Annotated in this window: 21 protein-coding genes; 13 read left to right on the plus strand and 8 right to left on the minus strand. The window is 58.5% G+C overall.

The genetic code is table 11. The features are described 5' to 3' along the window. Nucleotides 1-210: 210 nt before the first annotated feature. Complete coding sequence (locus tag NL64_RS07030; RefSeq protein ID WP_034147426.1) at nt 211-729, minus strand: glycine cleavage system protein R; 519 nt, start codon at nt 727-729, stop codon at nt 211-213. A 599-nt stretch (nt 730-1,328) separates the two neighbouring features. On the opposite strand from NL64_RS07030, the gene NL64_RS07035 reads away from it, so the two are divergent. Next, entirely contained in the window at nt 1,329-3,506 is a 2,178-nt protein-coding gene (locus NL64_RS07035; protein ID WP_034147427.1) for a malate synthase G, read from the plus strand. Nucleotides 3,507-3,725: 219 nt separating this feature from the next. Here NL64_RS07035 and NL64_RS07040 read toward each other — a convergent pair whose 3' ends face one another. After that, nucleotides 3,726-4,172 (minus strand): response regulator, encoded by a 447-nt coding sequence (locus tag NL64_RS07040; RefSeq protein ID WP_034147428.1) that lies wholly within the window; start codon nt 4,170-4,172, stop codon nt 3,726-3,728. 254 nt (nt 4,173-4,426) lie between these two features. On the opposite strand from NL64_RS07040, the gene NL64_RS07045 reads away from it, so the two are divergent. The 9 genes from NL64_RS07045 to NL64_RS07085 all read left to right on the plus strand — a co-directional run bounded on the left by NL64_RS07045 (nt 4,427) and on the right by NL64_RS07085 (nt 15,173). Next, complete coding sequence (locus NL64_RS07045) at nt 4,427-6,367, plus strand: putative nucleotidyltransferase substrate binding domain-containing protein (protein ID WP_034147429.1); 1,941 nt, start codon at nt 4,427-4,429, stop codon at nt 6,365-6,367. Beyond that, entirely contained in the window at nt 6,364-7,071 is a 708-nt protein-coding gene (locus NL64_RS07050) for a 3'-5' exonuclease (protein ID WP_034147430.1), read from the plus strand. The genes NL64_RS07045 and NL64_RS07050 overlap by 4 nt, the downstream gene beginning before the upstream one ends. Nucleotides 7,072-7,322: 251 nt before the next feature. Then, nucleotides 7,323-7,841 carry an RNA polymerase sigma factor gene (locus NL64_RS07055; RefSeq protein WP_034147431.1) on the plus strand — a complete coding sequence of 173 codons (519 nt, stop codon included), beginning with the start codon at nt 7,323-7,325 and terminating at the stop codon, nt 7,839-7,841. Next, nucleotides 7,838-8,812, plus strand: a complete 975-nt coding sequence (locus NL64_RS07060) for a FecR domain-containing protein (RefSeq protein WP_034147432.1) — start codon at nt 7,838-7,840, stop codon at nt 8,810-8,812. Before NL64_RS07055 ends, NL64_RS07060 begins: the two co-directional genes overlap by 4 nt. A 248-nt stretch (nt 8,813-9,060) precedes the next feature. Next, entirely contained in the window at nt 9,061-11,496 is a 2,436-nt protein-coding gene (locus NL64_RS07065) for a TonB-dependent siderophore receptor (protein ID WP_034147433.1), read from the plus strand. Nucleotides 11,497-11,568: 72 nt separating this feature from the next. Further along, nucleotides 11,569-12,699 carry a PepSY-associated TM helix domain-containing protein gene (locus tag NL64_RS07070; protein WP_034147434.1) on the plus strand — a complete coding sequence of 377 codons (1,131 nt, stop codon included), beginning with the start codon at nt 11,569-11,571 and terminating at the stop codon, nt 12,697-12,699. Beyond that, nucleotides 12,696-12,875, plus strand: coding sequence for a hypothetical protein (locus NL64_RS07075; RefSeq protein WP_034147435.1), 180 nt, complete (start codon nt 12,696-12,698; stop codon nt 12,873-12,875). The genes NL64_RS07070 and NL64_RS07075 overlap by 4 nt, the downstream gene beginning before the upstream one ends. A gap of 262 nt (nt 12,876-13,137) precedes the next feature. After that, nucleotides 13,138-14,430, plus strand: a complete 1,293-nt coding sequence (locus NL64_RS07080; RefSeq protein ID WP_034147436.1) for an MFS transporter — start codon at nt 13,138-13,140, stop codon at nt 14,428-14,430. A 113-nt stretch (nt 14,431-14,543) separates the two neighbouring features. Beyond that, a complete protein-coding gene (locus NL64_RS07085) occupies nt 14,544-15,173 on the plus strand; it encodes a glutathione S-transferase family protein (protein ID WP_155292729.1) in 630 nt (209 codons plus the stop codon). 181 nt (nt 15,174-15,354) lie between these two features. Here NL64_RS07085 and creD read toward each other — a convergent pair whose 3' ends face one another. From creD to creB, 3 genes are all read right to left on the minus strand, one after another. Continuing rightward, nucleotides 15,355-16,725, minus strand: coding sequence for a cell envelope integrity protein CreD (gene creD, locus NL64_RS07090; RefSeq protein WP_034147438.1), 1,371 nt, complete (start codon nt 16,723-16,725; stop codon nt 15,355-15,357). 160 nt (nt 16,726-16,885) lie between these two features. After that, nucleotides 16,886-18,313, minus strand: coding sequence for a two-component system sensor histidine kinase CreC (creC, locus tag NL64_RS07095; protein WP_034147439.1), 1,428 nt, complete (start codon nt 18,311-18,313; stop codon nt 16,886-16,888). Beyond that, on the minus strand, nt 18,313-18,993 hold the full coding sequence (gene creB / locus NL64_RS07100) for a two-component system response regulator CreB (RefSeq protein WP_034147440.1): 681 nt from the start codon (nt 18,991-18,993) through the stop codon (nt 18,313-18,315). The genes creC and creB overlap by 1 nt, the downstream gene beginning before the upstream one ends. A gap of 179 nt (nt 18,994-19,172) precedes the next feature. Here creB and NL64_RS31040 point away from each other — a divergent pair, with 179 nt between their 5' ends. Next, entirely contained in the window at nt 19,173-19,721 is a 549-nt protein-coding gene (locus NL64_RS31040; RefSeq protein WP_080757879.1) for an RHS repeat-associated core domain-containing protein, read from the plus strand. Between the two features lie 356 nt (nt 19,722-20,077). On the opposite strand, the gene NL64_RS07105 is transcribed toward NL64_RS31040, so the two are convergent. Next, the gene (locus tag NL64_RS07105; protein ID WP_034147441.1) at nt 20,078-20,581 is read right to left on the minus strand and encodes an ATP-dependent zinc protease family protein; all 504 of its coding nucleotides are present in this window, start codon (nt 20,579-20,581) and stop codon (nt 20,078-20,080) included. 323 nt (nt 20,582-20,904) lie between these two features. On the opposite strand from NL64_RS07105, the gene NL64_RS07110 reads away from it, so the two are divergent. Continuing rightward, the gene (locus tag NL64_RS07110; protein WP_034147442.1) at nt 20,905-21,792 is read left to right on the plus strand and encodes an acyltransferase; all 888 of its coding nucleotides are present in this window, start codon (nt 20,905-20,907) and stop codon (nt 21,790-21,792) included. Here the strand turns inward: NL64_RS07110 and NL64_RS07115 are convergent, their stop codons facing one another. Further along, nucleotides 21,793-22,359: a DUF2780 domain-containing protein gene (locus NL64_RS07115; RefSeq protein WP_034147443.1), complete on the minus strand. Its 567-nt coding sequence runs from the start codon at nt 22,357-22,359 to the stop codon at nt 21,793-21,795. Between the two features lie 224 nt (nt 22,360-22,583). Here NL64_RS07115 and NL64_RS29395 point away from each other — a divergent pair, with 224 nt between their 5' ends. Beyond that, nucleotides 22,584-23,558 (plus strand): RHS repeat-associated core domain-containing protein, encoded by a 975-nt coding sequence (locus NL64_RS29395; RefSeq protein ID WP_080757881.1) that lies wholly within the window; start codon nt 22,584-22,586, stop codon nt 23,556-23,558. Nucleotides 23,559-23,616: 58 nt separating this feature from the next. Here the strand turns inward: NL64_RS29395 and fdhA are convergent, their stop codons facing one another. Next, a complete protein-coding gene (gene fdhA / locus NL64_RS07120) occupies nt 23,617-24,816 on the minus strand; it encodes a formaldehyde dehydrogenase, glutathione-independent (protein WP_034147444.1) in 1,200 nt (399 codons plus the stop codon). Between the last annotated feature and the right edge of the window lie 172 nt (nt 24,817-24,988).

Genomic DNA, 24,988 nt, shown 5'->3' on the forward strand with positions numbered 1-24,988 from the left:
AAAGATACAATCCTCTACAGGCCACGTCATCCGTGGCCTGCATCGTTCCTTCCCAAGGTTATCCACAGCGTGATCCCCGCCGTTTGTGTGCAAGTTACTGAAACTGCTGGTTTTTTGATCAGATCCTGAAAAGCCCCGGCCGGCGTGGCCTGGCGGGCTGTCTCTACAGGTTATCCACAGGCAGGTGCACGTTTAACTTGGATAACCTCCTTAGGGTTCGCTGCGCAGTACCAATTCGACCATCAGGTCGTCCGCCAGGGTTTCCAGGCGCGATTGCAGTACGTCCAGGGACAGCGTCAACGGCACCGCGAGAATCGCTTCGGCGTGGAACAGTGGCTCGCTGCTCATCGGCGCCGGACGCACTTCAGTCACCAGTCGCTCCAGGTTCACCCCCTGCTCACTCAACAACCGCGTGATATCCCGCACGATCCCCGGCCGGTCATTGCCCACCAGTTCCATGGCGATAGGTTTCCAGGTACACGATTGTTCGATGCCGCTTTCGGCGATCAACACGCGAATGCCATGGGCCGACAACGCCTGTAGGGCATCGACCAGCGAATCGTAGGCTTCTGCCGGCACGCCCACCCGAAGAATCCCTGCGAATTGCCCGGCCATGCGCGACATGCGGCTTTCCAGCCAATTGCCGCCCTGCTCGGCAATGCATTGGGCAATGCGCTCGACCTGCCCTGGCTTGTCCGGTGCAAAAACGGTGAGTACGAGGTGGTCCATGGCGCAGCCCTCTGGTCATGTGTTTTGTTATAGAAAAACAAGTATAGGCAAGAGGATAGATTCAGCGCGGCACAGCTTTTTGTGGCGAGGGAGCTTGCTCCCGCTGGGGCGCGAAGTGGCCCCCTGCATTTTCCAGACAGATCGTATTGGCTGATTTTGCGACTGCTTCGCAGCCGAGCGGGAGCAAGCTCCCTCGCCACGGAAAACAAAGCCCTTAGCAGTGCAGCAAAGATTATGTGTACAACTTTTTATATTTAACTGGAACAATCTCATACTTTTTTGAGAACATCCCGATCCCCGACGTGACTGCAATGCGTCACGGGGTCGCAGAACGACGTACTTAGTCTAATTTTCACAAGCGCAATTCATCATGTAGTATGCCGCAGCGCGCACTACATAACGTTGGATCGATGTCTGCCACAGGCGCAGTCGCATCCCTGAAAGCCCCGTCAGCAAGGCCTCAACGCCGTTGATTGGTCCTCACCCAGCCGTCAGAAATGGCATGCACTGGTCGCAGGGTTTGTGGTTTAAATGCCCAAGGCTTCATTGTTAAATTGAAGAGCTGAAAAGCGAAATAGCTGAGCAGAGTGAGGCAAGCAATGACTGAACACGTTCAAGTCGGTGGCCTGCAGGTCGCCAAAGTCCTGTTCGACTTCGTGAACAACGAAGCCATTCCCGGTACCGGCCTCACCGCCGATAAGTTCTGGGCCGGTGCCGACAAGGTCATTCATGACCTGGCGCCGAAGAACAAAGCCCTACTCGCCAAACGCGATGATTTCCAGGCTCGTATCGATGGCTGGCACCAACAGCGTGCCGGTCAGGCGCACGACGCCGTGGCCTATAAAGCCTTCTTGCAAGACATCGGTTATCTGCTGCCAGAAGCGGCCGATTTCCAGGCAACGACGCAAAACGTCGATGAAGAAATCGCCCGCATGGCCGGTCCACAACTCGTGGTTCCGGTGATGAACGCGCGCTTCGCGCTCAACGCTTCGAACGCCCGCTGGGGTTCGCTGTACGACGCGCTCTACGGCACCGACGCCATCAGCGAAGCTGACGGTGCGGAAAAAGGCAAAGGCTACAACAAGGTTCGCGGCGACAAGGTCATTGCCTTCGCCCGCGCCTTCCTCGACGAAGCAGCGCCATTGGCGGCCGGCTCCCACGTCGATTCCACGCACTACAAAATCGTTGACGGCAAACTGGTTGTCGCCCTCAAAGGCGGCAGCAACAGCGGCCTGCGCAACGATGCCCAGTTGATCGGCTTCCAGGGCGATGCTTCGGCACCGACCGCGATCCTGCTGAAAAACAACGGCCTGCATTTTGAAATCCAGGTTGATGCCAGCACCCCGGTCGGTCAGACCGACGCTGCCGGCGTCAAAGACATCCTGATGGAAGCCGCGCTGACCACCATCATGGACTGCGAAGACTCCGTCGCCGCCGTCGATGCCGATGACAAAGTGGTGATCTACCGCAATTGGCTCGGCCTGATGAAGGGCGACCTGTCGGAAGAAGTCGCCAAGGGCGGCAAGACATTTACCCGCACCATGAACGCCGACCGCAGCTACACCGGTGTCGACGGTAACGCGGTAAACCTGCACGGCCGCTCGCTGTTGTTCGTGCGCAACGTCGGTCACCTGATGACCATCGATGCGATCCTCGACAAAGATGGCAACGAAGTGCCGGAAGGCATCCTTGACGGTCTGGTCACTTGCCTCGCGGCGATGCACAACCTGAACGGCAATACGTCGCGCAAAAACACGCGCACCGGTTCGGTCTACATCGTTAAACCGAAAATGCACGGCCCGGAAGAAGCTGCGTTCACCAACGAGCTGTTCGGTCGCATCGAAGACGTGCTGGGCTTGCCGCGCAACACCCTCAAAGTCGGGATCATGGACGAGGAGCGTCGCACCACGATCAACCTCAAGGCCTGCATCAAGGCTGCGAGCGAGCGCGTGGTGTTCATCAACACCGGTTTCCTCGACCGCACGGGCGATGAAATCCACACCTCCATGGAAGCCGGCCCGATGGTGCGCAAGGCCGACATGAAGGCGGAAAAATGGATCGGCGCCTACGAGAACTCCAACGTCGATATCGGCTTGAGCACCGGCCTGCAAGGTCGCGCTCAGATCGGTAAAGGCATGTGGGCCATGCCCGACCTGATGGCGGCGATGCTCGAACAGAAAATCGCTCACCCGCTGGCCGGTGCCAACACCGCCTGGGTGCCATCGCCGACCGCTGCTGCACTGCACGCGCTGCACTACCACAAGGTTGACGTGTTCGCCCGTCAGGCCGAACTGGCCAAGCGTGCTCACGCGTCGGTCGACGACATCCTGACCATCCCGCTGGCAGTCAATCCGCAGTGGACCGCCGAGCAGATCAAGAACGAACTGGACAACAATTCCCAGGGCATCCTTGGTTACGTGGTGCGCTGGATCGACCAAGGCGTCGGCTGTTCGAAAGTGCCGGACATCAACGACATCGGCCTGATGGAAGACCGTGCGACGCTGCGTATTTCCAGCCAGCACATCGCCAACTGGCTGCGTCACGGCATCGTCACCGAAGAGCAAGTGATGGAAAGCCTCAAGCGCATGGCGCCGGTGGTTGACCGTCAGAACGCCGGTGATTCGCTGTACCGTCCGCTGGCACCAAACTTCGACAGCAACATCGCCTTCCAGGCGGCCGTCGAATTGGTGATCGAAGGCACCAAGCAGCCAAACGGCTACACCGAGCCGGTTCTGCACCGTCGTCGTCGCGAGTTCAAGGCTGCCAATGGCCTGTAACTGAGCGTTTACGCCGGACATGAAAAAGCCCTGATCGAAAGATCAGGGCTTTTTTATTGATCGCGCGTAAACCACCGTGGCGAGGGAGCTTGCTCCCGCTGGGCTGCGAAGCGGCCCCCTTCATTTGCCAGACAGACCACGTTCGCTGACTTTGCGACTGCTGCGCAGCCGAGCGGGAGCAAGCTCCCTCGCCACAACAGCACCCGCCAGCAGATGCAGTTAAGGCTCCATCCCCAACTCATGCTTGACCAACCCCAGCAGCTTGCCGGTATCAACGGGCTTGAGCAGGAAGTCCACCACGCTCAAATGCATCGCCGCAATCGCGTCTTTCACATCGGCATCGCCGGAAACGATGATGATCGGCATCGCCGCCCGAACAGACTCACGCACCTGGCGGATCAAATCCAGGCCATCGATATGCCCCATCCGCAGGTCCGTAATGACCAGTCCAATCGAGGGTTTCTCTTCCAGCATCTTGAGTGCGGTTTCGCCACTGGAGGCGGTCAGGCAGCGAATTCCGTCCAAACCCAGAATCTCTGACAACAGCTCTCGGGCGTCTTTATCGTCATCGACGATCAGCACCCGCTGCGGCGGCAGGTCAGGTTCCAGCATGACGGCACTGAGCGCCTCGCGCTCGGCGTCACTCAAAATATCGTGGTCGGACATGGCTTTCTCTACATGTTCAGTACAGTTCCCTAGCACAGTGGTGAGACATCGCTAAGCAGACCTCCAATGTGCACTTCGTCGGAAACTTTTCCAAGAGGGGAACGCAGAGGTTTTTCGCACATTTGCGTAAGTTTTTTCCGACGCTTCATCACGTTTACTGCCTACCTAGACTTACGTCCAATGGGCACCCCGGCCGCAGGGGCCGACCATGGGTGAGTCATCCGACAACAACAAATCCAAAAAAGACTGCGGTAATGGTTATGAGTAAAGCGGACGCCTTCACACAGGCAGGGAAAACCGCGGTGTTGCAGAACATCCAGGGCACTTTGCAATTCCTTCAGCGCTTCCCGCCTTTCAATCAGATGGAACACGCCCACCTGGCGTACCTGGTTGAGCAATGTCAGCTGCGTTTTTATGCGCCCGGCGAGAGCATCATCAAACCTGCCGACGGCCCGGTTGAGCATTTCTACATCGTCAAGCAGGGTCGAGTGGTGGGCGAGCGTCCACATTCGGCCAAGGGCGGTACCGAAACCACTTTTGAGATCACCACCGGCGAGTGTTTTCCCCTCGCCGCGCTGCTGGGCGAGCGCGCGACCCGCACCGAACACCTCGCCGCCGAAGACACCTTTTGCCTACAGCTGAACAAGCTCGCATTCATCAAGCTGTTCGCCCTTTCCGGCACCTTTCGCGACTTTGCCCTACGCGGCGTGAGCAGCCTGCTGGATCAGGTCAATCAGCAAGTCCAGCAAAAAGCTGTGGAAACCCTCGGCACCCAGTACTCGCTGAACACTCGCCTCGGCGAATTGGCCATGCGCCATCCGGTGACGTGCAGCCCGACCACCCCACTGCGGGAAGCCGTGACCCTGATGCATGAGCAGCAGGTCGGCAGCATCGTGGTGGTCGATGAGCATAAAGCGCCGCTGGGCATTTTCACTCTGCGCGATTTGCGCCACGTGGTCGCCAGCGGCATCGGTGACTTCAACGAAGCCATCAAGCGGCACATGACCCAGGCGCCGTTCTATCTGACCCCGGACCACAGCGCCTTCGATGCCGCGATTGCCATGACCGAGCGGCATATCGCCCACGTCTGCCTGGTCAAGGATCAGCGCCTGTGCGGGGTGGTTTCGGAACGGGATCTGTTTTCCCTGCAACGGGTCGATCTGGTGCACCTGGCGCGCACCATCCGCAGCGCCCAGCGCGTGGAAAACCTGGTGGTGCTGCGCGGCGAGATCGGCCAATTGGTCGAGCGCATGCTGGCCCACGGCGCCTCTTCGACCCAGATCACCCACATCATCACCCTGCTCAACGACCACACCGTATGCCGGGTGATCGAACTGACCCTGGCGGAGAAAGGCGACCCCGGCGTGCCGTTCAGTTGGTTGTGCTTCGGCAGCGAAGGCCGCCGCGAACAGACGCTGCACACCGATCAGGACAACGGCATTATTTTCGAAGCCCGGGACGCCGCCCACGCTGCGGAAATTCGCGGCAAATTACTGCCCATCGCCCAACAAATCAATCACAGTCTGGCGCTCTGCGGTTTCACTCTGTGCAAGGGCAACATCATGGCCGGCAACCCCGAGCTGTGTTTGTCACGTGTCGAGTGGGCACGCCGCTTCGCCGCGTTTATCCGTGAAGCAACGCCGGAGAACCTGCTGGGGTCGAGCATTTATTTCGATTTGCGCGTGGTCTGGGGCAACGAGCAAAGTTGTGAACAGCTGCGTCGCGGGATTCTCGAACAGGTCGGCGACAACCGTTTGTTCCAGCGCATGATGGCCGAGAACGCACTGCGCAATCGCCCGCCCGTAGGACGTTTCCGCGAGTTTGTCCTGGCACGCAAAAATGGCGAGAAAGCCACGCTCGACCTGAAAGTCCAGGGTCTGACTCCATTCGTCGACGGCGCGCGATTGCTGGCACTGGCCAACGGGATCGAAACCAACAACACGCTGGAGCGCTTTCGCCAACTGGTGGACAAAGAGGTCATCGAGCCGCTGGACGGCGCGGCGTACGAAGAGGCGTATCACTTCATCCAGCAAACCCGCATGCAGCAACATCAGCTACAGACCCGGGAGAATTTGCCCTACTCCAACCGCGTCGATCCGGACAGCCTTAATCATCTGGATCGACGCATCCTGCGAGAATCCCTGCGCCAGGCCCAACGCCTGCAAAGCAGCCTGACCCTGCGGTATCAGCTATGAGCCTGTTCTCATGGCTGCGCCCGGCCGGGCCGATGCTGAATGGCGACCTGCAACAACGGCTGCAACGTTTACCGGCGGTGTCCAGTCTGGGTGAGTGCAACCTGCGTGATCAACGCTGGGTGGTGCTCGACCTGGAAACCACCGGGCTAAACCTGAGCAAGGACCGGGTGCTGTCCATCGGTGCGGTGGTAATCGAGGACGGCGCGATCGATTTCAGTCAGCAATTCGAACGCACCTTGCAATGTGCCGAACTGAAACTCGGCCCCAGTGTGTTGATTCATGGCCTCGGACCCAGCGCGATTGCTGCCGGCAGCGACCCAGCCGAGGCGCTGCTTGAGTTCATGGAATTCGTCGGCGACAGCCCGGTGCTGGCCTTTCATGCGCCATTCGACCAGCACATGCTCGGGCGAGCGTTGAAGGATCATCTGGGCTACAAGTTGCAGCATGCATTTCTGGATGTGGCGGACATCGCACCGATGCTGTGTCCGCAGGCCAACATCCGCGAGGCCGGGCTGGACGAGTGGATCGACTGGTTCAAGCTGGAAGTCTTCGAACGCCACAACGCCAGCGCCGATGCGCTGGCCACTGCTGAATTGGCGTTGATCCTGTTCAGCCGCTCGCGCCAGCAGCAGATTCATAGCCCGTTGAACTTGCAGCAGCGGTTGAATCAGTGGAAGCGGCGGCAACAAACTCCTTCTTTCTAACCTCACATAACCCCTGTGGCGAGGGAGCTTGCTCCCGCTGGGCTGCGGAGCAGCCCCTAAACACTTCAAACCGTACCGCATTCTCCGATTTTGCGACTGCTGCGCAGCCGAGCGGGAGCAAGCTCCCTCGCCACAGATCGGTAATTAACACCAAAACTCACCCGACCAACGCCAATTGCTTTACCTCCCCCGCCTCTGACACAATCGCGAACAATTCTCGTTAGTTAACACTTCCCAAACGGTGATGCTGCGTGTCGTCAGTCCCAAGCCCTCATAGTGAGCTCGTCGGTGCGTTATATCGCGACCATCGCGGTTGGTTATTGGCCTGGCTACGGCGCAACGTCGCTTGCCCGCAACGGGCCGAAGACCTGAGCCAGGACACCTTCGTGCGCTTGCTGGGCCGTGAGGAACTGAAACTGCCACGCGAACCGCGGGCGTTTCTGGTAGCGATTGCCAAGGGCCTGTTGTTCGACTATTTCCGCCGCGCCGCGCTGGAACAGGCCTACCTCACCGAACTGATGCTGATTCCCGAAGCCGAGCAACCTTCGGTGGAAGAACAGCAGATGATCCTCGAAGACCTGAAAAACATTGATCGTCTGCTCGGCAAACTGTCGAACAAGGCCCGGGCGGCGTTTCTCTACAATCGCCTCGACGGCCTCGGCCACGCGGAAATCGCCGAACGCCTGGGCGTCTCCGTGCCCCGCGTGCGTCAGTACCTGGCCCAAGGCATCCGCCAGTGCTACATCGCGTTGTACGGTGAGCCGGTATGAGTCCCGTCAGTTCCAAACCGGTGTCGGCGCAGGTGCTCGACGCCGCCATCGCGTGGCAATTGTCGCTGGATTCCGACAGCCCGGTGGAGCGCGAAGAATTCGCCAAATGGCACGCCGCCCACGAAGAACACGCGCGTGCCTGGCGCCAGTTGGGCATGCTCGATCAACGTTTCAGCGTCGCCAGCGGTCCGGCCCGCACGGCCCTGCTGCAATCGCGTGAAAGCATCCGTCGGCGAGTGCGCAATCTCGGCAGCGGTCTGGCCAGCGTGGTCGCGGTGATTGGCCTGACGCTGTTCGCCGCTGACCGTTACTTGCCGCTCGACTATTGGCTGGCAGATCAGCGCACCGCCACCGGTGAACAACGCACCCTGCGCTTGAGCGACGGCACGCTGATCAACCTCAACACTCACAGCGCCGTGGACGTGCGTTTTGACGAGAAGCAGCGGCGGGTCGTTCTTCAGGAAGGCGAAATCCTTGTTGAAACTGGGCATGGCGACGCTCGGCCGTTCATCGTCGAGACCCGTGAAGGCAGCATGCGTGCGCTGGGTACGCGGTTCCTGGTCAAGCATGAAGAACAAGGCACACGCCTGAGCGTGTTGCAGTCGGCGGTGGCCGCCCATCCGCAGTCGAACCCAGACGAATTGATTCTGCGCGAAGGCCAGCAAATGCTGATCCGCAATGATGGGTTGGGGCCGGTGACCGCGCTCAACCTCGGTGCGGATGCCTGGACACGCGGCATGCTGGTGGTGGACAACGCGCGGCTGGAAGATCTGATCCACGAGATTGGTCGCTATCGCCCCGGGCATTTGGGCGTCGCTCCGGAAGTGGCCGACCTGCGGATCACCGGCAGTTTCCCGCTGCGGGACACTGATCTGGCGTTGAGCGCGCTGTTGCCGACCCTGCCGGTACAGATTGAACAGCGCACGCAATGGTGGGTGACGGTGGCGGCGAAGACTGAAGCCAAGCCCTGAGTACAAGCGAAACCCTGTGGCGAGGGAGCTTGCTCCCGCTGGGTCGCGAAGCGACCCCCTGCATTATCCCGCCAGACCGTAATCGCTGATTTTGCGACTGCTGCGCAGCCGAGCGGGAGCAAGCTCCCTCGCCACAACTGTGCCTGCTGAATTATTAAATCGAAATTATTTTCATCCAGCCCTATCACTTTTTGATTTTCGTCCGGCACCTAGGCAATTGAGAAGTATTCCCTTTCAGGAGCCGCTGTATGTCCCGTTCGCTAGACACCTTGTTGCGCCCCAGTTTGTTGGCGGTTGCCATTGCCCTTTGCACCCCTTTGGCCAGCAGCCAACTGATCGCCGCTGAACAGGCATCCAGCGTTCGTGCTTACAACCTGCAGGCCGCGCCTTTGGCCAATACGCTGAACCAGATCGCCAGTCAGGCCGGTGTGGCGCTGTCGCTGAACCCATCGTTGGCGGCGGGCAAGACGTCGGCTCCGGTCAATGGCCAGTTCGACGCGGCCGGCGCCCTGCGCGAAGCCCTGCGCGGCACCGGTCTGCAGCTCGAGCAAAGTGGTACCGGCACTTACAGCCTGGTGGCCGTGCCCGAGGGCGCGATGGCCCTGCCGGCGACCAGTGTGATTGGTGTGGAAGACACTGAAAGTGCTTGGGGGCCGGTCGAAGGTTATCTGGCCAAACGTACGGCAGCCGGGACTAAAACCGATACGGCGCTGGCCGAGGTGCCTCGTTCAATTTCTGTCGCCACCCGTGAACAGATGCAGGACCGCGCCGTACAGAACCTGGATGACGCCGTCCGCTACATGCCCGGTGTCGTGGCCAGCAGCTACGGCAGTGACAGCCGTGCCGAGTGGCTGAAAGTCCGCGGATTTGAACCAACTCAATTCCTCGATGGCTTGCCGCTGCCCAAGGGCACCTACGCCATGCCCAAAATAGAAACCTGGGACCTTGAGCGAGTGGCCTTGCTGCGGGGTCCTGCATCATCGCTTTACGGTCAGACGCCTCCTGGCGGCTTGCTTGACATGGTTAGCCGCCGCCCCGAAGAACTTGCCAGCAACGAAGTGCAACTGCAGGTCGGCAGCCATGAGCGCAAGCAGATCAGCTTCGACAGCACTGGCCCCCTCGATGACCAAGGGCGTTTTCTTTACCGTGTCAGCGGCGTGGTGCGAGACAGCAACACCACCATCGAGCACACCGACGATAAACGCTACAACATCGCTCCCAGCCTGACCTGGAACATCGATCCCGATACCAAACTGACGTTCCTCAGCCAGTACAACCGTGACGATACCGGGATCACCAGCCAGTTCCTGCCGTTGCAAGGTACCAAGCTGTCTACGCCTGCCGGCGAGGTGAAGTATCACAAGAACCTCGGCGATCCAGAGTGGGAGTTCTACGACAAGACTTACTACGCTTTGGGTTATGCGTTTGAGCACCGGATGAACGACGTTTGGCAGTTCCGTCAGAACCTGCGCTACACCAAAAGCGATCTGTCTTTCCAAGGCATCACCTCTGGCGGGTTTTTCGGTTCGGTCAGTGACGACGGCACCTTGTCCCGGGGCGCCAACGTCGTCAACGAAGACATCAGCCAATTCGCTGTGGATAACAACTTCCAGGCCGATTTCGACACTGGCGTGATCAGGCACACCCTGTTGCTGGGCCTGGACCACCAACGCGTCAACACCAATTACAAATGGCTGTTCGGCAGCGCGCCGACCAGCAATATCATCACCCCGATTTACGGCCAGGACTTCAGTAACGTCAGCTACACCGCGTTCAACGATTACAACCAGAAGACCCATGACACAGGCCTGTACGTTCAGGACCAGATGGCCCTCGACAACTGGCGCCTGACGCTGGGCGGCCGTCAGGACTGGCTGCACACTGACTCGACCTTCTACAACGTGAACGATGCCAAGGACACCCGCGACGATAACGCCTTCACCGGCAACGCTGCCCTTAGTTATGTGTTCGATTCCGGCTTCACGCCGTACATCTCTTACGCGGAGTCTTTCCAGGCTGAAGCCGGTGGTGCGAATGGAGAAGCCTTCAAACCGGGCACTGGCAAGCAATACGAAGTGGGTATCAAATACCAGCCTCCGGGTATGGACATGCTGTTCACTGCGGCGGCCTATGACCTGACCCGCAAGGACATCGTGCTCAGTGACACACTGGGCGTTTCGCGTCCACTGGGTGAAGCCAAGGTGCGTGGTTTCGAACTGGAGGCGACCGGTGACGTCAACGAAAACCTCAAATTGACGGCCGCGTATACCTACGCCAATACCAAGATGACCAAGGTCACCAGCCCTTTGGACAAAAACCGCCCACTTCCACTGACGCCGGAAAACCAGGCCTCTGCGTGGGCTGATTACACTTGGCACACGGGCGTGCTGGATGGTTTCGGACTCGGATTCGGCGTGCGCTATATCGGAGAAACCGACAACATTGCCATCGGCAGCATGGCCTTCGTGCGCGATAAATCTGACGGCCATAGCGATTCGTACACCGTCTATGACGCAGCGGTCCATTACGACCTGGGCCGTCTGAATAGCTCCCTCAAAGGCGTTAGTGTTGCCGTTAATGCCAATAACGTGTTCGACAAGGAATACATCTCGACGTGTGACGGTTTCTATTGCTACTACGGCGACCGTCGCAATGTCTTGGCCAGCGTTAACTACAAGTGGTAATGGCATGACCTGACATGCCCCACGACCTGGCCGCCCTCGAAGGGCGGCTTTGGTGTTTCTGAAGGCTATGAAATGAAAAGTAAAACAATTCGCCGCTGGTCCGCCGTTCACACCTGGACCAGCCTGATTTGCACGGTGTTCCTGCTGATGCTGGCGCTGACCGGCCTGCCGTTGATCTTCCACCACGAGATCGACCACTTGCTGGGCGATGCCGCCGAGTTGAAGCAAATGCCGGCGGACACCCCGCAGCTGAATTTGCAGCAATTGGTGCTGGCTGCTGAAAAGCATCGTCCCGGTGAAGTGATGCAGTACTTCGGTTTCGACGAAGACGAGCCCTATGCCGCGATCGCGATCATGGCCGCCACGGCCGGTACAGAGCCGAACTCTTCCCACACGTTCATGCTCGACGCCCGAACCGGCGAAGCACTGGAAATGCCGTCGGCCAATGGCGGCTTCATGATGCTGATGTTGCGCCTGCACGTGGACATGTTCGCCGGGTTGCCGGGCAAGTTGTTGCTGGCGTTCATGGGGATTTTGTTCGTAGCGGCAATCGTCTCTGGCACGGTGTTGTACCTGCCGTTCATGCGCCGCTTGAAGTTCGCCACCGTACGCCAGGACAAATCCACCCGCCTGCGCTGGCTCGACCTGCATAACCTGATCGGCGTCGTGACCCTGACCTGGGCTTTGGTGGTCGGCGTCACTGGTGTGATCAGTGCCTGCGCCGACCTGTTGATCGCCGCGTGGCGCAACGACAGCCTCAGCGCGATGGTCGCGCCGTACCGCGATGCACCGCCGCTGACACAACTGGCGCCCGCCACCCGCTTGCTCGACATCGCCAGGGAAGTCGCACCGGGCATGCAACCGGACTTCATCGCCTTCCCCGGCACGCGGTTTTCCAGCGAGCATCATTACGCGGTGTTCATGAAAGGCAGTACACACCTGACTTCGCACCTGCTGACGCCGGTGCTGATCGATGCCAACACCCTGCAAGTCACCGCCGTGGCCGAGCGTCCGTGGTACATGGATGCGATGGGCATGTCGCAGCCGCTGCACTTCGGTGATTACGGCGGCATGCCGATGCAAATCCTCTGGGCGACTCTGGATGTGCTGACGATCATCGTTCTCGGCAGCGGGGTTTACCTCTGGGTGGTGCGGCGCAAGGCGGCAAAACCAGTCCTGGAAAAAGCGGAGAGCGTGGCATGAGGCCTCGGCAGTCGAATTTCTGGAAGGTGTTTGCCACGCCCACCGTCATTGCTCTGTTCAGCGCAGCGGGGTTGTTTGCCGCGTTGCTCGGCGATGGCATCTGGGATGCGCTGAGCTGGCTGGGCTTGGGTATCCCGGCCGTTCTTGCCCTGCGCGGCCTCCTCCAACGCCACTAACCTTCACCTGTAGGAGCTGCCGAAGGCTCGGGCCGCGTTCGGACGATCTTTTGATCTTGATCTTAAAAAACAAGATCAAAAGATCGCAGCCTTCGGCAGCTCCTACAGAGTCAAACGCCCCCGCCTGTCGCCTCCCCACGTCACCCCTCTGACATATTTGTTGACACTTTCCCCCTTGCACTTCTATAAAGACGCATGTTGTACGACAACCTACAACAACAGCTGCACCCCATAACTCCAAAAATAAAATGACGGTGATGTGATGAAAGTCAAAGGCATCCGCTGGTGGATGGTCGGTCTGGTGACGGCCGGCCTGATGGTCAACTACCTGGCTCGCAATACCCTCTCGGTGGCCGCTCCCACCCTGATGAGCGAAATGAACATCAGCACCGAGCAGTATTCGCACATCGTCGTCGCGTGGCAGGTTTGCTACGCGCTGATGCAACCGGTGGCGGGTTACATCATCGATGCCATCGGCACCAAAATGGGCTTCGCGATTTTTGCCTTTGCCTGGTCCGTTGCCTGCGCAATGGCGGCCATGGCCAGCGGCTGGCAAGGGCTGGCATTTTTCCGTGGCCTGCTCGGGCTGACGGAGGCGGCGGGCTTGCCGGCCGCGGTCAAGACGTCCACCGAATGGTTCCCGGCCAAAGAGCGCTCGGTGGCCATCGGCTGGTTCAACATCGGTTCGTCGATTGGTGCCGTGCTCGCACCGCCACTGGTGGTCTGGGCGATTTTGCACAGTGGCTGGGAACTGGCGTTCCTGATCGTTGGCGGTCTGGGTGTGGCCTGGACGTTCTTGTGGATGGTGCTCTACAAACACCCGCGCAATCAGAAGCTGCTGGGTGATGAAGAGCGCGAGTACATCCTCAGCGGCCAGGAAGATCACTTCAAAGACCCGGCTACCAAGAAAGGCAGCTGGAAGAAAATCATCGGCAGCCGCAACTTCTACGCCATCGCCAGCGCGCGGATTCTCTCCGAGCCAGCCTGGCAGACGTTCAACGCGTGGATTCCGCTGTATCTGATGACAGAGCGGCACATGAACATCAAAGAGATTGCGATGTTCGCCTGGCTGCCCTTCCTCGCCGCCGACCTTGGCTGCGTCCTCGGCGGTTATCTGAGCCCGTTCTTCCACAAGCACTGCAAAGTATCGTTGTTCACCTCACGCAAAATGGTCTTGCTGTTCGGCGCTTCGTGCATGATCGGCCCGGCGTGCATCGGCCTGGTCGCCAGCCCGTACACCGCGATTGCGCTGCTGTGCATTGGCGGCTTCGCCCACCAGACCTTGTCCGGCGCGCTGTATGCGATCACCTCGGACTCGTTCGGTAAAAACGAAGTGGCCACCGCCACCGGCATGGGCGGCATGTTCGGTTACCTCGGCGCCGCAGCATTTACTTTGGTGTTTGGCGTGATGGTGACCAAGATCGGCTACAGCCCGCTGTTCGTGGTGCTGGCGATCTTCGACATCATCGCCGCGTTCATCGTCTGGACGGTTGCCCGTGAGCTCAAACCTCAACAAGCCGGCCCAGATCTTCAAGCTGCAGTTCCAGCCAGCTAAACCACAACCCCTGTAGGAGCGAGCCTGCTCACTCCTACAGGGGAGTTTGTGGTGTTGAGCTATCGGCTCAACACGCTATGCTGCCCGACATTGCCACCGATCGAGACGTTGCCATGTCCGCCCCGAGCATGACCCTGTACCACAACACCCTTTCCCCCTTCGTTCGTAAAGTCATGGTGCTGCTGCACGAAACCGGTCAACAGGACCGCGTAGCCCTGCGCAACTGCGTGCTCACTCCGGTCGACCCGGACCTGACGCTGATCGACGACAACCCCCTGAGCAAAATCCCCGCCCTGCGCCTGGCCGACGGCAACGTCATTCACGACAGCCGGGTGATCCTCGATTACCTTGACCACCAGCACGTCGGCAACCCACTGATCCCCCGCGAAGGTTCGGCCCGCTGGCGGCGCCTGACCCTGGCCTCCATGGCCGACGGGATCATGGACGCCGCTGTGCTGGTGCGCTACGAAGTCGTCCTGCGCGCTCCGGAAAAACACTGGGATGCGTACCTCGACGGCCAGCGCGACAAGATCCGTCGCGCCCTGGCGTTGCTGGAAAAAGACGCCATCGCCGAGCTGACCAGCCACTTTGACGTTGCCGCGATCAGCGTGGCATGTGCCTTGGGTTACGTGGACTTGCGCCATCCGGACCTGGACTGGCGCGCGGCGAACCCGCAATTGGCGGCGTGGTATTTCGAGGTGAGCCAGCGGCCATCGATGATTGCGACGATGCCCAAGGTTTAAATTTTCGCGGATTGTCCCGGCCTTATCGCGAGAAGGCTCGCTCCTGCTTTTGAGCGCGCTCCCCTGTGGGAGCGAGCTTGCTCGCGATGGCACCACAACGAACCTAACGGAAACAATCCGGCAATCAGCGTCGCCAATACCCTTCCCTCCCGCTGGTCTTCGCGCAACCCCAGCGACCGGCTCATTGCACCGCTCCAATATCAAACTCCAATGGCTTGGCCGCTTTCTGCCCAACCCCATACCAATCGAGTTTCCGCGTCAGCACCATGAACACGCCGAGCAACCCGAACAGCAGCAGCGAGCCCATCAACAGCGCGTAATCCTCGGCACTCAACAAGCCATAAAGCAGCCCATACAACGTCGCCAATCCCGCCGAAAAACTCAGCCCGTGTCGCACGCTGCGCAACACGTGACAAACGTAAAACCCGATCAACAACACGCAACCGCTGGCCGACAACAGATACGCCAAGGCAAAGCCGATGTGCTCGGACAACGACAACAACAGCAAATAGAAGAACGCCAGCGCTACCCCCACCAATGCGTACTGCACCGGGTGCACCGCGAGGCTTTTCAGCACTTCAAAAAGGAAGAAGCCAGCGAAGGTGAGGACGATGAACAGCAACGCATATTTGATCGCCCGATCACTCTTCAAATACTGATCCACCGGATCGATAAAGCTCACGCCGAAACTGCGGCTGTTCAGCGAATCGCAACCGCCACGGGAGACGCAGCTGTTCAAAATTTCTTGCAGGTTGGTGGAGAAAAACGATGTCTGCCAGTTGGCGGTGAAACCCTGATCGGTGATTTCGCGCTGCGCGGGCAAGTAGTTGCCGATGAAGCTCGGATGCGGCCAGTTGGCACTCAGCGAAACCTTGCTGGTCTTGCCCACCGGCAGGATTTGTAATTGGCCGGTGCCTTGCAGTTTCAAGTCGAAACCGAAGGCCAGTTCGGTGACTTGCTTTGGGTCCACGGCCGGCAGGGTCACATGGACGCCCTCGCCCAACCAGCCAACCTGACTGCCGGGAACGAAGTCCAGGCTCTGGCCGTTGAGTTCGAGTTTTAACGCGTTTTCGATGCCGCGAATGTCGCTGATACCCACGGCCAGAAACGGCTGGTCGAATTGGTAATCGGCGAAGTCTTCCTTGATGCCCAGTTGAGCCGGCAGCGAAAAATGCCCGCTGATGCGGTTATCGGCATGGAACAATCGCGCCTGATAGATGCCCCGCGAGCGCAATTCCGTCTGCACGGCGCCGTCGAGTTCGAAGCGCTCCGGCAGAAAGTACAGGCGCCCGCGCTCCTCGCCGATTTCCTGATATCGCTTGTTGGTTTTTTCGTGGGTTTTCCAGGTGCGCACGACTTTGCGATACGGCACCACCATCAGCGGCCCACTCAATTGCTGGCTGTAACTGGAACTGCGGGCGATGTCTTCGAGCACGCCGTCGCGCAGTTGCTGCCGGTCCTGGATTACCCCGTTGATCATCAGCAACGGGATCAGCAACAACAGAATCAGCAGGGCGATCGCCCCGAGTTTGAGGGTAAGGCTGCGGTTCATGGGACTCTCCCTGTTTTCGATGGGGAAAGTCTGATGGGGCCGTGTGGGGGATTTGTGGAGAGAATGTGCAGAGTGTGTGGAGTTCGGAAAAGATCGCAGCCTTCGGCAGCTCCTACAGGTGCACATCGATCCCAGCAGGCGCTGCCGAAGGCTGCGATCTTTAGCGTATCGAAGGCAAACGCAAACTGACTTGGACACCGCCAACTACATTACCGACCGTAAGACTCCCACCATGCAACTTGACCACTTCCTCGACAAAATTAAGCCCAAGCCCAGTGCTTTTGCGCCCACTGTCAGGGCGAGGCAAAGAGTAGAAACGTTCGCTCAAACGCGGCAATGCATAGTCGGGAATCGGCTCGGCCTGGTTGAACAGTTTGAACTCGACTTGCTCACCGATCCGCTCAGCGGTGAAACGCAGCACGCCTTGAACCGGCGTGAAATCCAGCGCGTTGTCCAGCAGATTGCCCAGCGCCTGACGCAACAGAAACGGTTCGCCGATCAACGCCAGTTCCGATGCAATTGTTTGCTCTACCCGCAACTGTTTGCCTTCAGTCCGCGCCGCTTGTGCGTTCAACAGGCCGTCCACCAAAACCGCCAATGGCACCGCTACCCGCTCCTCAAGCCCTTGGCGCTGCTCGACCTGTGCCAGATTCAGCAGCCGCTCGATCAACTGCTGCATGCGCGCACTTTCGCTGTCGATGTTGCCGACAAACCGCTGCCGCTGCGCCAACGGCATTTCGCTTTGCAGCAACTCCGCCGCACCGCGAATCGCCGCCAACGGACTTTTCAGTTCATGGGTCAAGGTGTGCACGTAACGCTCGACGTAGGCCTTGCCTTCAAGCTGCGTGCGCATCTGTTCCACCGCCGTCGCCAATTGCTCCAGCTCGCCGCCACGGTAATGCGGCACTTCGACCCGTCGGCCCTCGCTCACGGCTTGTGCATAAGCGGTCAACCGTCGCAATGCCCGGCTCAACCACCACGACAACAGTGCGCCGAACAATAAGCCAAGGCCGATCAGCCCGGCGCCGTATGCGAGCAACCGGCGTTCCGTGCGATCCACATAAGGCTGCAACGAGCTGTTGGGCTTGGCCACGGTCACCACGCCGATGATTCGCCCGTTGTCGCGAATCGGCGCGCCGACGTGCATCACTGAGGACGTCGCGTCATCGGGATCACTGCGTGTCGAACGCGCGCCATACTCGCCGCGCAGGGTCAGGTAAACGTCGTTCCAGCGCGAATAATCTTGCCCCAGCGCTGCGCCGCTGGAGTCCAGCACCACCACGCCTTTGGCATCGGTGACATAGATGCGGTGGTTGACCTGATTCTTCGGCAAGCCCCAGATGTTCGCCGCCGGTTGTCGCTCACCGTAGGCCCGGAGCAGTTCGGGCCAGCGGTTCTGAGTCAGGGTGCCAGCCTTGAAATCATCACGCAGGATTTCCGCCATCAGGTTGGCGGTGTCGACCAGGGTTTCCTCGGTGGACTGGCGCACGCCCGGGCGAATTTCTTCCATCACCGTGTTGAGCACGAAGTAGCCGGTCAGGCCGATGAACAGCACGTAGACCAGAAAAATCCGTATCCCCAACGGCATCAGCTGTGCCCCGGGCTGTAGCTGTAACCAAGGCCGCGATGGGTCTGGATTGGCTCGGCGTCGGCCTTCACCCGTCGCAACTTGGCGCGCACGCTCTTGATGTGGCTGTCGACGCTGCGCTCGTACCCGGCATCGGCGGCCACGCCCAGCGCGTCGAGTAACTGTTCGCGGCTGAAGACGCGTTCGGGCTGATCGAGCAGACATTGCAACAAGCGGAATTCGTGACGGGTCAGGCTCAGCGGCTCGCCGCGATAGCTGATTTGCACTCTTTCATTGTCGATGCGAAACAGCGCAGACGCCGGCTCGGCGACAGCCCGCGGCACCATGCGTTTGAGAATCGCCCGGACCCGCGCTGCTACTTCACGAGGGCTGAAGGGCTTGACCACGTAATCATCAGCACCGATCTCCAGGCCCACCACACGATCGATTTCGCCATCCCGCGCACTGAGGAACATCACCGGTACTTCACTGAAACGCCGCAACTGCTTGCAGGTTTCAAAGCCGCTGATATCCGGCAGACCGATGTCCAGGATGATCAGGTCCGCCGGGGTCTGCCGCTGATGCTCCAGCGCCGCCGCGCCGAGGGTCAGCCACGTGGTGGTGAAGCCCTCGCCCTGCAAAGCGAAAATCAGGGTGTCGGCAATCGCCGCTTCGTCTTCGACAATCAGGATATGAGGCATGGCGTCCGGGCGTGGAGGTTGAGTGGGCGAACGGTGACTCAAGGGAGAATCGGCGTCAATCCAGCTGAGCAGATGAATGGTCCGGTCTGTAGTACCTAGCAGTTCTGATAGTAGGCAATGGCTGAAAACGGGTTGATGCTGTTAATCCGCCCTTTCGGAACTGATACGGAGATTGGTCAATGTCTACACACTCGCGCACAACGATACTGTTGGTAACCGATCATCAGCACTCAGTGATAAGTGCCTTGGCCGCAACGCGTCCTCAGTACATCGCCTATACACCTTATGGTCATCGTCCGGCGGAAAATGGCTTGATGAGTCTGCTTGGGTTTAACGGTGAACAACCAGATCCGCTGACCGGACATTATCATTTGGGGAACGGTTATCGGCAGTTCAATCCGGTTTTGATGCGGTTTAATAGTCCGGATAGTTGGAGTCCGTTTGGGGACGGAGGGATTAATTCTTACGCTTACTGCGAGGGTGACCCTAGAAATCGGAGTGACCCAACAGGACATGTATACGTATTTAACGCCTTAAAAAATCCAATATCCAGTATATCCAATCAGTCAAAAACCATTTCACGACCGGACCTTAACCGTAAGCGTGCTGTTTATTCCTCTTCTCCAATCACAGCAAGCGCTTCTACAACGAAAAAAAAATACAACGACAGCATCATCGACATTAAATATCACCGATATAAATACCGCCGTTTCGAAAATTCACCATAGCGAGCCAATTGCTCAAGTCATCGGTAGCTACACGGACAAACTCAATATTGTAATCTTAAAGAAAGCAAACTTCTTTACACTAACGCACTGAAAAAATATCCGTTCACGCCCCTCCGTAAAACACCGAGTATATATGTACCTGATGTAGCGACTCCTCAATGGACAGCCAATGGGCAGCTGGATGTCCATCACTTTGATGTATCGATATCAATTTTTAGGAATATGGCGCCCGTCCATCCTGAAGGTCACAGGTTTTCAGTTCTCGCAGATATACAAGAAATCAGACGAGCTAACTATATTCGGCAAAATACAGGTATAGATTTCCTTAAATAGCTCGTGTAGGTGTCCTTGAAAAATCAACAATCCGGCTTATCCGCCGTAAACCTTCTCGCCGGGTTCACCGCCGCGCCAAACTCACGCAGTGCCTTGGCGCCGATCAACAGTGGGTAGTTAAAGCTGCTGCGGTCAGTCAAGTTGACCTCGACGGTGCGTTTCACATTGCCCAGGCACAATTCCAGATCGACCACCGGACGCTTGGTGGGCGCGGCGGTGTCTTCATCTTCGTCTTCTTCGGAGCGGGTCTTGATCTTGCTGATCCGCGCGACCTTGTGCTCGTAAACCTTGTTGCTCGCATCTTTGGTGGCGAGGCGGAAACGCACCCAGTCTTCGCCGTCGCGGGTGAAGGTTTCGATGTCTTTGGCCGACAGCGACGCGGTCAGCGCGCCGGTGTCCATTTTGGCCTTGAGCACTTCGCCGCCGATTTCCGGCAGGGCGATGTATTCGTAACGCCCGTACAGGGTTGGTTCGGCGGCCATGACCGGCAGGGCCAAAAGGGAAAGCAATGCGAGGAGCGATTTCACGTGATGGGTGTCCTTGGAAATGAGGGGGCAATGGCCAAATTCTAGACCGCAACAAACAACGATAGTTGGGCCGCCATGTACCTTTGTGGCGAGGGAGCTTGCTCCCGCTCGGCTGCGCAGCAGTCGTCATGCGTGGTAATGAAACCGCATTGAATGGGGTTGGGGCCGCTTCGCAGCCCAGCGGGAGCAAGCTCCCTCGCCACGGGATACTCAGTGCGCTGCAAGCCTAACGCTTCCAAGGTGAAACATTCGTCACCAGCGATTTGGCCTGTCGCGCGAAGCTGCTTATCATGTCGCGCCCAAAATGCTTCCAAGAGTTTCTTATGCGCCGCCTGCTCACCGGCTGTTTCGTTGCCCTGCTGCTTTTACTCAACACCTTGGTCCTGATCGGACCTTTGATGGTGTTTGCCCTGCTCAAACTGGTCCTGTCCGGTCGCTTTCGCGATTACGCATCGAATGCGGTGATGTGGATTGCCGAAACCTGGTCGGAAATCGACAAGCTGATCTTCCGCCTGTGCATCCCCACCCAATGGGACATTCGCGGCGGCGACGATCTGCGTCGTGATACTTCGTACCTGGTGATCAGCAACCATCAATCCTGGGTCGATATCCCGGCGCTGATCCAGACGCTGAATCGGCGCACGCCGTTCTTCAAATTCTTCCTCAAGAAAGAACTGATCTGGGTGCCGTTCCTGGGCCTGGCGTGGTGGGCGCTGGATTACCCGTTCATGAAGCGCTACACCAAGGCGTTCCTGGCGAAGTATCCGGAGCTGGCCGGCAAAGACCTGGAGATCACCAGGCAAGCCTGCGAGCTGTTCAAGCGTCAGCCAGTGACGGTGGTCAACTACCTGGAAGGCACCCGTTTTACCGCCGCAAAAAGCGCTCAGCAACAATCACCGTTTACTCACTTGCTCAAGCCCAAGGCGGGCGGCGTGGCCTTCGTGCTGGCGGCGATGGGCGAACAACTGGATGCGATTCTCGACGTGACGGTGGCGTATCCGCAGCAGGCGATTCCGGGGTTCTGGGACTTGATCAGCGGCAACGTGCCGAGGGTCATCATCGACATCAAGACCCGCGAACTCGACCCGGCGCTGTGGCAGGGCGATTACGAAAACGATCCGCTGTTTCGGGAGAAAATCCAGAACTGGGTCAACCAGCTCTGGATCGAGAAGGACCGGCGTATCGACGCGTTGCGCGCCGAAAGCCGCTGATCAGCTACCAATACCGGTGCCGGTGCCAGCACCCCAGATTCCGCCAAGGCTTTGCAGCAACGAGCCACCCACTCCTTGCTGACCAAGGTATTGCAGGATCACCGGGGCAAACTGGCCGATCATGCCGGTGTCCATGCCCAGGGCACTGAAGGCGTTGTTCAGGTCGTTGGTGTCCTTGACGTTGCCCAAGGCGTTATCCAGCCCGGCAGCCTTGCCGTTGGCGCCGAGCAACGCAGCAAGAGCACCCAGCTCACCGCCACCCGACAGTTTGTCGATCCCCGGCACGCTTTTGGCCAGTTCCGAATAGTCGGTCGAGCTCAACTGATTCTTCGCCAGCCCCAACATCGCCCCGGCGCCGCCGACGGCTTGCTGTGGCGTCACATCCAGTTGGGTGAGTGCACCCAACAGGTCCGCTGTTTCCGAAGTCGGCGCGGCCTTCGTCGCGGCGTTGTCGCCCTTCATCCCCGCAATGGCGTTGGCCGCATCGCCCAGGCTGAACTGTGCGAAGGCCGGGCTGGCCGCCAGGGTCAGCAGCGAAGCGAGTGCAAAACCGCGTGAAATCTTCATCCAGACATCCTCTTGTGCCATGAAAACGCCCGACTCACGGGCGCAAAGCTGCCGGTTTGACCGGGTATGGACGGGCATGTTCCTTGAGGCTGGGCGCTTTTCCAACCCACTCGTCGAATCGCGGGTTTGATGGTTAGAAACCTATCAGATCTGCTAGTAGGCAACCTTGGGCGGTTGCGCCACAGTTATCCCTGAATCGTCGAACCTGCTCAGGAAGCCCGGCCATGCTGTCCAATCCAGAAACTCTGCTCTGTCGCTATCACTATGACCCGCTGGATCGGCTGGTTGATAGTGCGCCGTCGGCGTCATCGAATACTCGGCGCTTTTACCTGAAAGATCGCCTGGCTACCGAAATTCAGGGCACGGTGCAGCGTTCGATTGTGCAACACGACGATCAGCTGCTGGCTCAACAGCAGTGGCAGAGCGGTGTCGTGGAAACGGATTTGCTTGCCACTGATCAACAGCGTTCAGTGTTGAACGTACTCGGCGCGACTCGTCTTAATCCTCTTGCCTACGCGCCCTATGGTCATCGCCCGGCCGAGAACAGTTTGCTCAGCCTGCTCGGGTTTAACGGCGAACGACCGGATCCGGTGACTGGGTGTTACTTGTTGGGAAATGGTTATCGGGCGTTTAACCCGGTGTTGATGCGGTTCAACAGTCCGGACAGTTGGAGCCCGTTTGGGGAGGGTGGGTTGAATGGGTATGCGTATTGTGTGGGGGATCCGGTAAATAGGGAGGACTCGACGGGACACGCTGGCTGGCTGACTAAAACATTCAAGACCATTAGGGTAAAGTTAACTTATAGCAGGGCTAAAAAAGTAAACATATCAAAATCGAGTGACCTAACTGAGCCTTTTAGTGGAACTTATACAAAAAAAGAAATCACAAAAACTCAATTAGAAAACTCGCCAAACCAAGCGAAATTTGAACACCCTGAAATTTCACGCCCAAATAAAAATTTGAACAGCCAAGTAGATGAATTACATACAAAAATTACCGCCGCAGCCATAACACAAAGACAAAACAACATAAGACTAACAACTTCAATTTCGATATCATCAACCGATCCTGGCGAGAGGGAAGTTTTCAGAGATGTCACCGAAACACTAATCCTCCAACCACCCGACATAAGAAAACAAAATCCTGGCAACCTACCACTTACAATCAAGTCCATTCGCACGAATCAGGAACTACATTGATTCACACTACAAACTTAAAAGGGCGACATTACGTCGCCCTCTTCTTCAGCTACACCGGCTAAGCCGCACTAAACATCTTATGCGGATCAATCACAAACTTCTTCGGCACACCCGCATCAAACTCACCATACCCCTGCGGTGCCTGATCCAGGCTGATCACCTGAACCCCCACCACTTCGGCAATGTTGATACGGTCCCACATGATCGCCTGCATTAGCTGGCGGTTGTACTTCATCACCGGGGTCTGGCCGGTGTGGAAGCTGTGGGATTTGGCCCAGCCCAGACCGAAGCGAATGCTCAGGCTGCCCATTTTCGCGGCAGCGTCGACAGCGCCCGGGTCTTCGGTGACGTAGAGGCCTGGGATGCCGATTTTGCCGGCAACCCGCACCACGCCCATCAGCGAGTTGAGCACGGTGGCCGGGGCTTCGTGTTTCACGCCGTCATGGCCGTGGCCGCGGGCTTCGAAGCCTACGGCGTCGATGGCGCAATCCACTTCCGGTTCGCCGAGCAGTGCGGCGATTTGTTCGTGCAGTGGCGTGTCCAGGGACAGGTCGGCGATTTCGAAACCCTGCGCCTTGGCATGGGCCAGGCGAATGGTGTTGACGTCACCGACGATCACCACCGCCGCGCCCAGCAGGCGAGCGGAAGCGGCAGCAGCGAGACCAACCGGGCCGGCACCGGCGATGTACACGGTGCTGCCTGGGCCAACGCCGGCCGTTACGGCGCCGTGGTAACCGGTTGGCAGGATGTCGGAGAGGCAGGTCAGGTCACGGATTTTTTCCATGGCCCGGTCGCGATCCGGCAGTTTCAGCAGGTTGAAATCGGCGTAAGGCACCAAGGCGTATTCAGCCTGACCGCCGGTCCAGTCGCCCATATCGACGTAACCATAAGCACCGCCCGGACGCGCCGGATTAACACTCAGGCAAACGCCGGTGTGCATTTCCTTGCAGGAACGGCAGCGCCCGCATGCCACGTTGAACGGCACGGACACCAGGTCGCCGATTTGCAGGTTCTCGACGTCGCTGCCCTTCTCGATCACTTCACCGGTGATCTCGTGGCCCAGCACCAGGCCGGTTTGCGCGGTGGTACGGCCGCGCACCATGTGCTGGTCGGACCCACAGATGTTGGTGGAAACCACGCGCAGGATGACGGCGTGTTCAATCTTCCTGCCGCGCGGGTCCTGCATTTTCGGATAGTCGATTTTCTGTACTTCGACCTTGCCAGCGCCGAGATACACCACACCACGATTGCCAGACATGCTTTCACCTCGCTGTTGTTTTTATGGAACCGCGTTGCCCAGGCAGGCAGCGCGTTAAGTGCTCGGGTATAGATGCTGTTTCTTGTGTTGCTTGTAAGGGCCTCATCGCTGGCAAGCCAGCTCCCACAGTGGGCGGGGGTGTACACAAATTCTGCATACGACATAAATCCCT

Origin of the sequence: Pseudomonas fluorescens (genome assembly GCF_000802965.1) — a bacterium.
Taxonomy (GTDB): domain Bacteria; phylum Pseudomonadota; class Gammaproteobacteria; order Pseudomonadales; family Pseudomonadaceae; genus Aquipseudomonas; species Aquipseudomonas fluorescens_A.